Annotated in this window: 11 protein-coding genes; 5 read left to right on the top strand and 6 right to left on the bottom strand. The window is 40.1% G+C overall.

What is annotated here, in order from left to right; genetic code table 11:
- Positions 1–23 precede the first annotated feature (23 nt).
- The 6 genes from HCN54_RS15705 to uvrC all read right to left on the bottom strand — a co-directional run bounded on the left by HCN54_RS15705 (position 24) and on the right by uvrC (position 8,606).
- On the bottom strand, positions 24–977 hold the full coding sequence (locus tag HCN54_RS15705) for a tryptophan 2,3-dioxygenase family protein (RefSeq protein WP_167598531.1): 954 nt from the start codon (positions 975–977) through the stop codon (positions 24–26).
- Positions 977–1,753: a DUF3108 domain-containing protein gene (locus tag HCN54_RS15700; RefSeq protein WP_167598530.1), complete on the bottom strand. Its 777-nt coding sequence runs from the start codon at positions 1,751–1,753 to the stop codon at positions 977–979. Before HCN54_RS15700 ends, HCN54_RS15705 begins: the two co-directional genes overlap by 1 nt.
- A gap of 239 nt (positions 1,754–1,992) precedes the next feature.
- Positions 1,993–3,153: a 4-hydroxyphenylpyruvate dioxygenase gene (hppD, locus tag HCN54_RS15695; RefSeq protein WP_167598529.1), complete on the bottom strand. Its 1,161-nt coding sequence runs from the start codon at positions 3,151–3,153 to the stop codon at positions 1,993–1,995.
- Positions 3,154–3,272: 119 nt separating this feature from the next.
- Complete coding sequence (locus tag HCN54_RS15690; protein ID WP_167598528.1) at positions 3,273–4,433, bottom strand: homogentisate 1,2-dioxygenase; 1,161 nt, start codon at positions 4,431–4,433, stop codon at positions 3,273–3,275.
- Between the two features lie 113 nt (positions 4,434–4,546).
- Positions 4,547–6,811 (bottom strand): patatin-like phospholipase family protein, encoded by a 2,265-nt coding sequence (locus HCN54_RS15685; protein WP_167598527.1) that lies wholly within the window; start codon positions 6,809–6,811, stop codon positions 4,547–4,549.
- Positions 6,801–8,606 (bottom strand): excinuclease ABC subunit UvrC, encoded by a 1,806-nt coding sequence (gene uvrC / locus HCN54_RS15680; protein WP_167598526.1) that lies wholly within the window; start codon positions 8,604–8,606, stop codon positions 6,801–6,803. The genes HCN54_RS15685 and uvrC overlap by 11 nt, the downstream gene beginning before the upstream one ends.
- 300 nt (positions 8,607–8,906) lie before the next feature.
- Between uvrC and HCN54_RS15675 the strand changes: the two genes are divergently transcribed.
- Genes HCN54_RS15675 through HCN54_RS15655 form a run of 5 tightly spaced genes read left to right on the top strand, consistent with a single transcriptional unit; the run spans position 8,907 to position 12,938 of the window.
- Positions 8,907–9,332 (top strand): ATP-dependent zinc protease, encoded by a 426-nt coding sequence (locus HCN54_RS15675; RefSeq protein WP_072981136.1) that lies wholly within the window; start codon positions 8,907–8,909, stop codon positions 9,330–9,332.
- Positions 9,329–10,201 carry a 30S ribosomal protein S6--L-glutamate ligase gene (gene rimK, locus HCN54_RS15670; protein WP_072981134.1) on the top strand — a complete coding sequence of 291 codons (873 nt, stop codon included), beginning with the start codon at positions 9,329–9,331 and terminating at the stop codon, positions 10,199–10,201. The genes HCN54_RS15675 and rimK overlap by 4 nt, the downstream gene beginning before the upstream one ends.
- A gap of 4 nt (positions 10,202–10,205) precedes the next feature.
- On the top strand, positions 10,206–11,180 hold the full coding sequence (locus HCN54_RS15665; RefSeq protein WP_167598525.1) for a succinylglutamate desuccinylase/aspartoacylase family protein: 975 nt from the start codon (positions 10,206–10,208) through the stop codon (positions 11,178–11,180).
- Between the two features lies 1 nt (position 11,181).
- Positions 11,182–11,742: a 5-formyltetrahydrofolate cyclo-ligase gene (locus tag HCN54_RS15660; RefSeq protein ID WP_167598524.1), complete on the top strand. Its 561-nt coding sequence runs from the start codon at positions 11,182–11,184 to the stop codon at positions 11,740–11,742.
- 56 nt (positions 11,743–11,798) lie between these two features.
- The gene (locus HCN54_RS15655) at positions 11,799–12,938 is read left to right on the top strand and encodes a PAS domain-containing sensor histidine kinase (RefSeq protein ID WP_167598523.1); all 1,140 of its coding nucleotides are present in this window, start codon (positions 11,799–11,801) and stop codon (positions 12,936–12,938) included.
- Positions 12,939–12,947: the final 9 nt, after the last annotated feature.

The raw sequence follows: 12,947 nt of genomic DNA, 5'->3' as shown, positions 1-12,947 counted from the left end.
TATGTTGAAAATTTATCTTTTGTTTAAATGTTTTGGCCCCATTCTGCACGCTCTTGCTCTGACCATAAGCCTGGGAAAAAAATGCGTTTTTGATATTTGGGATGCATATATTTTACCCAATCACTTCCTCCTGTGGCCTCTAGAGGCTCTTTACCTTGGTTTAGATAATGCAACGCCGTATGGTAATGTGACATTACCCACGTGATATTAACCGTATAATCGTAGTGACGCATTGCGGCAAGCAATGTTGCATCCTTTTGATCAGAAAGAGGTAAGGTTTTAAATCTGGCCCACAAATTTAAGGTTTTGTAACGTTTTAGAAAACGAATGAAATCTTCCTTATATTTTAATTCAAATGCTTTTAACGTATAGGATTTATCGCCGGTCTGAAAATCTTTACCGGCTGCTTGCCAATACAAATGCTCTACAGCCTTGTCATAATACAATGGGTCTGCCTCATCTTCTTGAGCAAAATCCTTCCGGAAGCGTGCATCAATAAGATTTAAAAGTTCGGTTGAGCCAAATTCTACAAACCGGTACTGAGCACTCTGAAAACCACTAGCCGGACTCAAGGTTCGTCTGAATTTGAGGTACTGTTCCATATTCATACCCTCTCGCATAATGGTGAATGAAGAGGTGAGCATATCAAAATACCTGCTGATGCGATTTAATTTTTCAGAAAAGAACTCCGTGGTTAATTCAGGTTCATAAGCCACCTGTTCTATTTCCCACAGAATCATTTTAAAAAGCAGTTCGTTGATTTGATGGTACATAATAAACACCATCTCGTCAGGTAATAACGTGCGTTGATTTTGAAGACTTAGCAGCGCGTCAACCTGAATATAATCCCAATAATTTACCGGTTTGCTATGTACAAATCCTTCAAGCTGATGATCCAGGTTTTGCCCCATTGCATCAAATTTGTCCTTTAGCGCATCTAGTTGTTCCTGGGTCTCTCGACTGCTTTTTGAAGTCATTAATCTTGTATAATATAGAATGGGTGTTTAAGCCCTTTATAAGCGTCAATATCAGCTTTTAAAGAACCCACCGCCAAATCTGCTTTGATTTGCAAAGGTATTTTATTTTGGTCGTCGCTAATCCAAACTGTAAGACTTTCTTTCTCTTTAAAAACGCGACCTGCTTGCACATAAGGTCTAAAGATTAGCGCCTTTACTTTTCCAAATTTAGTCTTCACCTCTTCCCGACCTAAAAACTTCAATTTGAATTTGAAATTTTCCTGATCAAAAAACATGTTGATCACGGTCTCATCACCATCCTTCAAGTTTTCTGAATCAATACTGTTGCGCAAATAATAGAACGCCGAAACCATATCGTGAATATTGGGCTCGGTCTGAAACGTTTTAACCTCATTATGCTTCTTATCATTTACGGTGGCTACGTTAGATTGTTGATTAAAATCAATGATTTTATCTTTAGTATGCCCACCTTCATCGATCTTTCGGATAAAGCGATATGGTAATGTCGTTTTTTTATCGATATAGGTCTCATAATAATCCTCAACCCCAAAAAAGAGTTTAGTCATCCCTGTGGTAACGCCTTTCCCTTTTACATGATACACAGGCTTTCCTTTAAGGATTTCGTTGGTTACTGATAAGGTTGCTTCCCCGGCTTTCCACCAGCCGCTATAACTGATCCTAAACCGAAACCATTCTCCATCTTGAAAAGCAGCCTCCTGTGCATAGGTCAAACCTGAGACTAAAAGCATCAACAATACTAAGTATTTATTTTTCATAGCGACATTACTTTAAAGCACAACAAAGGTGTTGTATATCATGCTTTTACAAGAGTTGTTCCAAAAGTAGCAAAAGCTAAAAATCCCTGCTTGAATACAAACAGAGATTTTTAAAATTTATTGGCATAGCCAAAGGATTTAATATTCCAACCCAATAGCCATTAAAATGGAGAATTTCGTTCTCAACGCAAGCTTTTCAGCTTTATCCGAAGGAAGTTCTTCCTGTTGATTATCAAAAACTAAAGCGTACCACGCTGCGCCTGTTCGCGCTCAATAGATTCAAAAAGTGCTTTAAAGTTACCGGCACCAAAACCTTTTGCCCCCATTCGCTGAATGATCTCAAAAAACAGTGTAGGCCGGTCTTGAAGTGGCTTGGTGAAAATTTGCAGCAAATAGCCTTCCTCATCAGCATCTACTAAAATTGAAAGCTCCTGAAGCTTGGTCAAATCTTCTTTCATCGTATCCATATGCGCACCCAAGCGACGTGGAATATCATCATAATATGTCTGAGGTGGCGGCGGAAGAAATTCAACTCCACGGGCTTTTAAAGCAGCTACGGTTTTTACAATATCATCGGTAGCAACAGCCAAGTGCTGCACTCCCGGACCTTCGTAAAAATCAAGATACTCTTCAATCTGGGATTTTTTAATGCCTTCTGCCGGCTCATTAATCGGGAATTTTATTCGCCCGTTACCGTTGCTCATCACTTTACTCATCAAAGCAGAATATTCGGTAGTGATTTGCTTATCGTCAAAGGTTAGGAAGTTTACAAAGCCCATGACATCTTCATACCATTTTACCCAGGTGTTCATCTCGCCCCAACCCACATTGCCCACCATATGATCAATGTATTTTAAACCGGTAGGCTCCGGATTATAATCTGATTCCCACTTGCGGTAGCCTGGCAAAAACTGCCCATTATAGTTTTTACGCTCTACAAACATATGTACGGTTTCTCCATAGGTGTAAATTCCGCTACGCACGACTTCGCCGTACTCGTCTGTTTCTACCTGAGGTTCCATAAAAGGTTTTGCGCCACGTTTTGTGGTTTCTTCAAAGGCACTTTGCGCATCTTCTACCCAAAGCGCAATAACTTTCACCCCATCGCCGTGCTTAACTATATGCTCATTAATAGGCGAAGCACTTCCTAAAGGAGAAGTCAAAACGATTCTGATTTTATCTTGTTTGAGCACATAGCTTACGCGATCTTTTTTTCCGGTTTCGAGACCGCTATATGCGAAAGACTGAAAACCAAAAGCCGTCTTGTAAAAATGTGCTGCCTGCTTGGCATTGCCCACATAGAATTCTACATAATCGGTTCCTAAAAGCGGCAAAAAATCTTGCGCTCCTTCAAATATTTTTTCCAGTCCGTAATCGACTGATTTCAATTCTTTACTCATTGTTTTTATGTTTTAGCCCTGATTGCAGCGGCATCCTTTTTACTGGTTGAGCCTAAAGGCGAAAGCATTAAAAAGATACAGCGGAAAGCAGGAAATAGCTTCTAATACTCATTTAAAAATTAATGCTCTAGCCAAGACTTATAATAGGTTTCATCTGCAATTGGCATCGCGTCTTCACAGATTTGCAGCGGTTTAAATGTATCTACCATAACCGCGAGTTCTTCGGTTTCTGTTTTGCCGATACTGCGCTCTGTAGCTCCGGGATGTGGCCCGTGTGGGATACCCGCCGGATGCAATGAAATATGCCCGGCTTCAATATCATTGCGGCTCATAAAATCACCGTCAACGTAGTACAACACCTCATCGCTGTCGATGTTGCTGTGATTGTACGGCGCCGGAATACTCTGAGGATGATAATCGTATTTACGCGGACAAAAGCTGCACACCACAAAAGCATCGGTCTCAAAAGTTTGATGCACCGGTGGTGGTTGATGCACGCGGCCCGTAATGGGTTCAAAATCGTGAATAGAAAACGCATAAGGATAATTGTACCCGTCATAACCAACTACATCAAAAGGATGCGAAGCATACACCATATCAAAAAGATCGTCTTGCTTTTTAATTTTCATTAAAAATTCACCAGACTCGTTGTTGGTTTCTAATTCGTAGGGTCTACGCAGATCGCGCTCGCAAAATGGGGAATGCTCTAGCAATTGACCAAACCAGTTTCGATAGCGTTTCGGCGTGTAAATGGGTCTTCTAGATTCAACGATAAAGAGCCTGTTATCTTCAGTATCAAAATCTAATTTGTAAATAGTTCCCCGCGGAATCAACAGATAATCGCCATATTTAAAATCAAGATTCCCCAGATGACTGCGGAATTTACCACTGCCGCGATGCACAAAAATCAGTTCGTCTGCATCGCTATTCTTATAAAAATAGTCTTGCGTTTTATTCTTTGGGGCAGCCAAAATAATCGTGCAATCGCTATTGGTTAAAACCGGTTTCCGGCTTTCGAGATAATCTGCTTCGGGCTTGATCTCAAAACCTCTAAAGCGATACGATTGAATATGATTGGCCTTAGCTACCTTAGGTTTGACACTTTTGCTGCCTTTGATTTCTTTTACTTGTGTAGGCCGCTGCTCGTGGTACATATTACTGTACATTCCGTCAAAACCAATGGTACCAAAAAGCTGCTCGTAGTACAAGCTCCCGTCTGGTTTTCTAAACTGCGTATGGCGTTTATGAGGAATTTTACCTAATTGATGATAGAAAGGCATAGCGTTTCAATTTTAAAGTTCTTAAAAAACTACATCTTTTGAATCATTCTCCGAAAACGATATAGTTTTTCACAAATATCGTAAAATCCACAGCTAAACAGACTAATATTTTCTTAAAACCAAAATCCTAAACTGAAGTTCCAAAATACATCTTCGATCTCCGGAGAATACGAGATTTTAGTTTGCAAAGGCCCAACGATTGTTTCCAGTCCATACCCTACATAATATCCCGTAAAGTCAGGAGCGCTAAGCCAGTTTCCGGTAGTAAAAAGATCGTTCTCAAGATTGGCAAAGTTTGCCCCAAAGTTGAGGTGATTCTTTCGGTAAAAATTATAGTCAAACGTAATTTCAGATTTTACGAGTCCGTCACCATTACTGCTGATCAATTCGTAACCGTAAAACGGAACGATGTTATTGATAAAATCATTTCCCCAACCTCCTAAAACGAAGTTAAGCGTACCATTTCCGGTCGCACCAATTTTAAATCCGCCCATAGCCGAAAGCTGCATAGAGAATTTAGGAAACAACTTTTTAGCATATTTTACTTCGGCTTTGCCAATAGAGAACTCTTCAAAATTCTGATTATAATCAGAGGAGAATAGATACAAATGAAAATCCCCATTAAAATACCATCCCGAAGTAGGAAAGTATTTATTATCAAATGTGTCTAGCAGAAGTTGGCCGTAAGTACTATAATAATGACTGTTATCAAAGTATAACTTCCCCTCATTGTCTTCATCAACCCGAATACTTTCGGTATCTATTTTAAGAAATTTATGCTCAAGCCCCAGACTTAAAGCAAATTGTTTCTGAAACAAAGTTTGCAAATAGACTTGATTAGTAAAATCTGTATAATCAATTTGTAAACTGTTGAAATTCTCTAGTGGCAGATCGCTCACTTCCTCAACAAAACGGGCATCTACGCGGCTCTCAAAACTGTTATACCGCGAGCGCAGACCAAAACCTATGTAAAATCCATTATCGCTATAATAATCTAAGTTGTACCGAATATTATCTCCTAAAGCCAGATCAAACGAAGCAATATCGTTTTTAAACAGCAAACGTTTTTTAGTAACATTGATCAGCGCCGCACTTTTATAAATATCATCATAATGAATGCCCGCTTTTGCATACGTGGTTGTCTCACTCTCAGTAAGGTTAATAATCAGATGGCTTTCGCCGGAATCATATTGTTCTAACCGGTGATTTATACGCTGAAAGTTGTTAGTCGCCGCGAGATTATTAATCCCATCAAAAAGTTCTTGATAGGTCATTTTTGCCGGCGTTTTGATCTTTAGTTTTCCTAAAATATAAGAGCGGGTATAGTACACATTTCCGTTGATCGCAACGCTTTTAATACGCAATGTATCGTGCTGATTGAGCTTGAGCTCCGGTTTTGTATAGGTTTTATGCTGAAGCGCCGCCAACTTTCTAAAGGCATCATCATAAGCTTCGGCTTTTTCCTGACCGCCCTTGATGATTTCCGCTCCGCGATCAAAATCAACGACCGTGTACCCCTCAATATTGGGTTTGATGTAAATATCAGTTTGTGCGACTTTATCCCGCATCGCTTCAGTGGTACGATAGTTATTGATCTGCAACAGCATTTCAGGAGCGCTTTTTAATTCGTCCTTGCCACGTAAGCCATCTTGTACATCAACACCGATGATAAAATTAGCGCCGCGTTTGCGCAATTCTTCCACCGGATAATTATTTACCACACCACCATCAATGAGCACGCGATCATCAAGCAGCACCGGACTGAATAACGACGGAAGCGCCCCACTAGCGGTTATCGCTTCGGGTAAACAGCCTTTATCCAGAATGATCGCCTGGCCTTTTTCAGCATCGGTAGCCACACAAAAAAACGGAATGTCAAGCGCTGCAAAATCATCGGTTTCTTTTACGTGATGCGTGAGTTGGGTAAACAGGTTGTAAATATTTTGACCTTTAGATAAAGCCGAAGGAAAAGAGACTTTAAAATGCTCAAAAGGAAGCGCAATCGCATAGCGCTCGCGATCTGCCCGCTCATAAAATGACTGCGCACTTCGTGGCAGATCATCTTGAATGAGTTTTTCAAAATCAACCGACTCAAAAATAGAATCTAACTGATGCGCGTTATAGCCTGAGGCGTATAAACCACCAATGATAGCGCCCATACTGGTACCACCAATGTAATCAATTTCAATACCTGCGGCTTCAATTTCTTTTAAAACGCCTATATGCGCCAAACCCTTAGCGCCACCGCCGCTCAGCACAAGACCAACTTTTAATTCTTCACCTTGCGGAATTTTTGAAAAATCTACAGCCGTACTGTCTTGAGCGATCACTGCCCAATGCACGAGTACTAATAAAAGTAGACTGTAATTAATTTTCATTTGTGGTTTGCTGATAATGTTTAATGATGATCTTGGCTTTAGCCGGACCTATAACTTCGCTCAATGCGGTTTCTGAAGCTTTTTTCACTTTGCTTACTGATCTAAAGTGTCTCAATAGTTCTATCACCGTTTTTTCTCCAATTCCGGGAATGGTTTCAAGTTCGGTATTAATTGCTGCTTTACTGCGTTTGTTTCTATGAAAGGTAATCCCAAAACGATGCGCCTCATTACGCAATTGCTGAATCACTTTTAACGTTTCACTCTTCTTATCTAAATACAACGGAATCGAATCTCCGGGATAAAACAATTCTTCTAAGCGTTTTGCTATCCCTATGATCGCAATCTTTCCGCGTAAGCCTAAGGTCTCTAAAGCTTTGACTCCAGACGACAATTGGCCTTTTCCTCCATCTACAATAATCAATTGCGGTAACGGTTCATCTTCATTCAGCAGGCGTCTGTATCTTCTAAAAACCACCTCTTCCATAGACGCAAAATCATTAGCTCCCGTTACAGTTTTAATATTAAACTTACGATAATCTTTTTTGCTGGGTTTCCCATCTTTAAAGACTACGCAAGCAGCAACAGGGTTGGTTCCTTGAATGTTTGAGTTGTCAAAACACTCTATGTGGCGTGGCTCTACTGAAAGGCGCAAATCTGATTTCATCTGTGCCATCAGGCGATTTACGTGACGATCAGGATCAACGATTTTAGTTTGTTTAAAACGTTCCATCCTGAAGTATTTCGCATTGCGTTCAGAGAGTTCCACAATGCGTTTTTTGTCTCCTAACTTAGGCACGGTAACCCGAATGCCATCTCCCAGATCAAGTTCAAACGGAACATAAATTTCTGAAGACTGCGAGTTGAAGCGTTGTCTGATCTCAATGATTCCTATGGCGAGCAACTCTGCATCAGACTCGTCTAATTTCTTTTTGAGTTCTAAAGTGTGTGATCTAATGATCGCCCCGTGCGAAAGTTGTAAAAAATTGACATAGCCGTAACCTTCATCAGACACGATACTAAAAACATCAACATTATTGATTGACGGATTCACCACGGTACTCTTGGCTTGATATCCCTCGAGCACCTCGATTTTTTCTTTAATGCGCTGCGCATCTTCAAACTCCATAGCTTCGGCATGCGCCTTCATTTGTGATCTGAAGCGATGCAACGAATCTTTAAAATTTCCCTTAACGATCTCCCGAATCGCATCTATATTGTCGTGATAGGTTTCCGCCGAAATTTTATCCTCACAAGGCCCTAAACAATTCCCTAAATGATATTCCAGGCACACTTTGTATTTGCCCGATTCTATCTTTTCTTTAGACAAATCATAATTACACGTACGCAGTGGATACAAGCCTTTTATAAGATCAAGCAAGGTGTGTACGGTTTTCATACTGGTGTACGGACCATAATATTCACTACCGTCTTTTATTAATCTTCGGGTAGGAAACACTCTGGGAAACCGCTCATTTTTAATGCAAATCCAAGGATAACTTTTATCATCCTTAAGCATCACGTTATAGCGCGGCTGATAATTTTTAATCATATTGTTTTCCAGCAGAAGCGCATCGGTCTCGCTGTTAACTACAATATGCTTAATGTTTGCAATCTTTTTTACCAGTAAATGGGTGCGGGCATTGTCGTGCTTTTTATTGAAATAAGAGGAGACACGCTTTTTTAAGTTTTTAGCTTTGCCCACATATAACAATTTCCCCTTTTTATCGTAATACTGATAAACGCCGGGACTGTTGGGTAAAGTTTTAAGTTGTATTTCTAATTCAGGGGTTTCCATACCAACCAAATTTACGGCTTATCGCGCGCTAAAAAAATTTATTAACCTGCCTTTACAGAAGCCGCGATGAGCATTAGATAATTCTCACATATCCAAGCCTATCAGACGTTTGATAGTGACACATTTTAATTTCAAGACATTACCCTAAATTTCAGGATAGAATATTAAAGCGTTTGGGATGCCAATAACATAGTATATTTACGCCTTAATGGCCGCAGCTTAGTACTATGTTGCATTGTTTAACCTAGTTTTAAATGGGAGCCTTAAAAAAAGAAATATGCTTTTAGTAAATTGCAGTATATGGAAAAAGTTGTCATAGGCCGAACCGACCGAGCAGATTTCCCTGCATTGGGATTATCAGATATTGATGTTAAGATCGATACCGGTGCCTATACTTCGTCTATTCATTGTAATCACATACGCGAAGAAGACAACATCTTACGCTGTACGTTTTTAGACCCTAAACATCCAGAATACAACGGGAAAGAAATGCAGTTTGAGTCTTATGACATCACTGCCGTTAAAAGTAGTAATGGTGAGATTCAATACCGTTATGTGGTGCAAAGCAACATCCGACTGTTTGGTAAAGTTTACAAAATATCACTTACCTTAAGTTCTCGTGAGGATATGCGCTTTCCTGTATTGATTGGTCGTAAATTTCTCACCAAAAAATTTATCGTAGACACAGAACTGACCGATGTGTCCCATGCTCAACAAACCCTATGAACATAAAAATATTATCTAGAAACTCTGGTTTATATTCTACCGCGCGCCTTATTGAGGCCGCAAAAAAGCGCAAGCATAATGTAGAAGTCATAGACCCGCTGAAGTGCGATTTGATTATCGAAAAGAAAAAACCTTCAGTATACTATAAAGGTCGCTATCTTTCTGACACCGAAGCGATCATCCCACGTATTGGTGCATCTATCACGTACTACGGTACTGCTGTGGTACGCCAGTTTGAGATGATGGGTTGTTTTACCACGACAGAATCTCAGGCTTTAGTGCGCAGTCGCGACAAGTTGCGCAGTTTACAAATATTATCCCGTGCACGTTTAGGCTTACCTAAAACAGTTTTTACTAATTATAGCCGGGACGTTGCTGAAATTATCGATCACGTAGGCGGCGCTCCTCTCATCATTAAATTACTTGAAGGAACGCAAGGTCTAGGTGTGGTTTTGGCAGAAACTAAAAATGCCGCAGAGTCTGTGATCGAAGCCTTTAATGGATTACAAGCACGGGTGATCGTGCAAGAATTCATCAAAGAAGCAAAAGGTGCCGACATCAGAGCTTTTGTGATTGATGGGCAGGTTGTAGGTGCTATGAAACGTCAGGGAAAAGAGGGCGAGTTTCGCTCTAATCTACACCGTGGCGGAACCGCTGAGGTGATCACACTTTCTGATGAGGAAGAAAACGCGGCGATAAAAGCAGCAAAAGCTATGGGACTTGGCGTTGCCGGCGTTGATATGCTACAAAGTGCCCGCGGACCTTTAATTCTTGAAGTCAATTCGTCTCCGGGATTAGAAGGCATAGAGAAAGCTACAGGAAAGGATATCGCTAAAAGCATTATTAGATATATAGAACGCGGAGTATAATAGTATGACTGGTTTTGACGACAATGATGTGCTGCACATTCTGGGTGAAAAAATCGCTCCGGGACAACGGCGCACGCTAAATTTTAATCTGGCGAAGCTGTACACTACTACTTCGGTTGAAGTGCCTATCATCATTCAACGTGCAAAAAAACCGGGGCCTTGTATTCTAATTACCGCCGGAATTCACGGCGATGAGATCAATGGAGTAGAGATCGTACGTCAGGTAATTTCAAAGAAAATAAATAGACCGGCACGCGGAACGATTATCTGTATCCCGGTAATCAACGTTTTTGGTTTTCTCAATATGGAACGCGCCTTTCCTGATGGTAGGGATCTAAATCGCGTTTTTCCCGGAACCCAAAATGGTTCTCTAGCAAGTAGGTTTGCCTATCAATTCACCACTAAGATTTTGCCGCTGGCAGATTTTTGTATGGATTTTCATACGGGTGGCGGAAGCAGATTTAATGTTGCGCAAATACGCGTAGATCCAGACAAAGAAGAATTAATGCAATACGCTAAGCTCTTTGGCGCGCCTTTTATTGTTTATTCTAAAAACATTTCAAAATCCTACCGTTCTACCTGCGAGAAAATGAATATTCCTGTGTTGCTTTTTGAGGGTGGAAAATCTCAAATAAGTGATAAAGATATTGCGCGTGCCGGCGTGCACGGAGTGATGCGTATTCTTAGTCACTTTAAAATGCTTTCTAAAGATTTTGAAGCGCCACAACAGAGCAAAGATTCTATCACGATCAAAAGCAGTTCTTGGCTTAGAGCTAAGTACAGCGGCTTGCTGCACCTTAAAAGCACTTGTGGCGATTTTGTAGAAAAAAACGAAGTCATCGCCACCATCACCGATCCATACGGAACTTTTAGACACAAAGTGAAGGCTTCTAATGACGGCTACATCATCAATACTAACGAAGCTTCTTTAGTGTATCAAGGAGACGCTATTTTTCATATCTCTACCGAATTGGTTTAACATGGAAAAAAAAGTACTTCGGGCTAAATACAAACAATTGCGAGAAGCTTTAACGCCAGTCGCTTGTGATGAAAAAAGCCTGGCTATTGCAAATAACCTGCTTCAGCTTGATATTTGGAGTTTTGAAACCTATCACGTGTTTCTCACTATTGAAAAATTAAAGGAAATCAATACCGAATATCTTCTGAATATCCTCAACGGTAAAGACAAGAATATTGTGGTTTCTAAAAGTGATTTTGAAGCGTTGACGATGCAGCATTTTTTGCTTACCGATAACACGACGCTCAAGATCAATAACTGGGGAATTCCCGAGCCCCAAAATGGTTTTGAAGTGCAGTCGCAACAAATAGATGTAGTTTTTATTCCGCTACTGGCTTTTGATAAACAAGGGAATAGATTGGGTTATGGCAAAGGTTTTTACGATAGGTTTTTAGCTTCCTGCAAAACCGACTGTTTAAAAATCGGACTTTCTTTCTTTGAGGCGGAAGATGCATTAGAATTTTCAGCCTATGATATTCCGCTAACACACTGTGTTACACCCAACAAAACCTACAGGTTTTAACGTCACAGCATTTTTTTTACTATATTCAGCCTCCCATTTCAAAAAATACTTAGCGCATGTCTGAAAAATCTCAAAACGGATTTTTTTCATTTCTGAATAAAAAGCCTACTACGACCACTAAAGATCAAGAAGAAAGCTTTTTTTATGAGCAAATTGCCGCAATGGTAGGTGCCGGAAGTTGGCGAATAGACTTTATCAACAAAAAAAGTTTTATAGATGATCAAATGCGTAATATTCTGGAAACACCTGAAAATTACACCCCTTCCTTAAAACACACGCTGCATTTTTTTGACATGGAATATCACGATGTTGTGGTAAACAGCTTTAATCAATTATCTTCAGGAACACCCTCTTTTGATAAAGTGATCAAAATGGTGACGTACACTAACAAGACGTTTTGGGCACACGCCATTTCTAAACCTATACAAGATAAAAAAGGTAAAGTCATAGGACTAAGAGGCGTTGTTGTTAATGTTGACAAAGAAAAAGAACGCGAATTGATGCTCGAAAAAGCCATCGAGACTGTGGAAGCCAACAATTCGCGCTTATTCACTTTTGCAGATTATGTTTCGCACAACATCAAATCGCACGTAAACAACCTAGAGCTCACAAGTCAATTAGTTGATGTGACAAAACTACCTCAGGATCAAAAAGAGCTTTTTAATAATTATAAGGAAATTGCTGAAAGTCTCAACGGTACAGTCGCACGTTTAAAAGAAGTGGTTTCCATTCAGAATAGGGCAGCGCAGCCTTTAGAAGCTATTAATCTAGAAGAAGCTTTTGAGCGGGCTAAAACTAAATTACGCAACCTGATTGAACAAGAAGAAGCCTATTTATACTGTGATTTTTCTGAAGTTCCTACCATTGAATACAATCCTTCTTTTTTAGATAATATCTTATTTACGCTTATCAAAAACGGAATCATCAATAAAAGTCCTGCGCGTAAGCCTGAAATAAAAGCCTACTGTTTAGAAAATAAGAAGAAACTGTCTCTGATCATTGAGGATAACGGTAAAGGCTACGATTTAGATCGAAACAAAGACCAACTCTTTCATATGACACGCAGTTCAGACAATAACGAGAACAGCCAGTCGGTTGGTTTATTCATCGTTAAAAACGAGATTGAGGCGTTAGGCGGTAAGATTGAGGTAACGAGTAAATTAGGCTACGGAACCAAATTCATTATCACCTTATAGCGCCAGCAT

Source organism: Leeuwenhoekiella sp. ZYFB001 (assembly GCF_011784865.1).
GTDB lineage: Bacteria > Bacteroidota > Bacteroidia > Flavobacteriales > Flavobacteriaceae > Leeuwenhoekiella > Leeuwenhoekiella palythoae.
Note: the sequence above shows the minus strand (reverse complement) of the source record. Positions and strands in the feature narration are given on the sequence as shown.

Coding starts and splice junctions, on each gene's coding strand:
- HCN54_RS15700 (WP_167598530.1), bottom strand. CDS start 1,753: ATGAAAAATAAATACTTAGTATTGTTGATGCTTTTAGTCTCAGGTTTG.
- uvrC (WP_167598526.1), bottom strand. CDS start 8,606: ATGGAAACCCCTGAATTAGAAATACAACTTAAAACTTTACCCAACAGT.
- HCN54_RS15660 (WP_167598524.1), top strand. CDS start 11,182: ATGGAAAAAAAAGTACTTCGGGCTAAATACAAACAATTGCGAGAAGCT.
- HCN54_RS15655 (WP_167598523.1), top strand. CDS start 11,799: ATGTCTGAAAAATCTCAAAACGGATTTTTTTCATTTCTGAATAAAAAG.
- HCN54_RS15675 (WP_072981136.1), top strand. CDS start 8,907: ATGGAAAAAGTTGTCATAGGCCGAACCGACCGAGCAGATTTCCCTGCA.
- rimK (WP_072981134.1), top strand. CDS start 9,329: ATGAACATAAAAATATTATCTAGAAACTCTGGTTTATATTCTACCGCG.
- HCN54_RS15690 (WP_167598528.1), bottom strand. CDS start 4,433: ATGCCTTTCTATCATCAATTAGGTAAAATTCCTCATAAACGCCATACG.
- HCN54_RS15685 (WP_167598527.1), bottom strand. CDS start 6,811: ATGAAAATTAATTACAGTCTACTTTTATTAGTACTCGTGCATTGGGCA.
- HCN54_RS15665 (WP_167598525.1), top strand. CDS start 10,206: ATGACTGGTTTTGACGACAATGATGTGCTGCACATTCTGGGTGAAAAA.
- hppD (WP_167598529.1), bottom strand. CDS start 3,153: ATGAGTAAAGAATTGAAATCAGTCGATTACGGACTGGAAAAAATATTT.
- HCN54_RS15705 (WP_167598531.1), bottom strand. CDS start 977: ATGACTTCAAAAAGCAGTCGAGAGACCCAGGAACAACTAGATGCGCTA.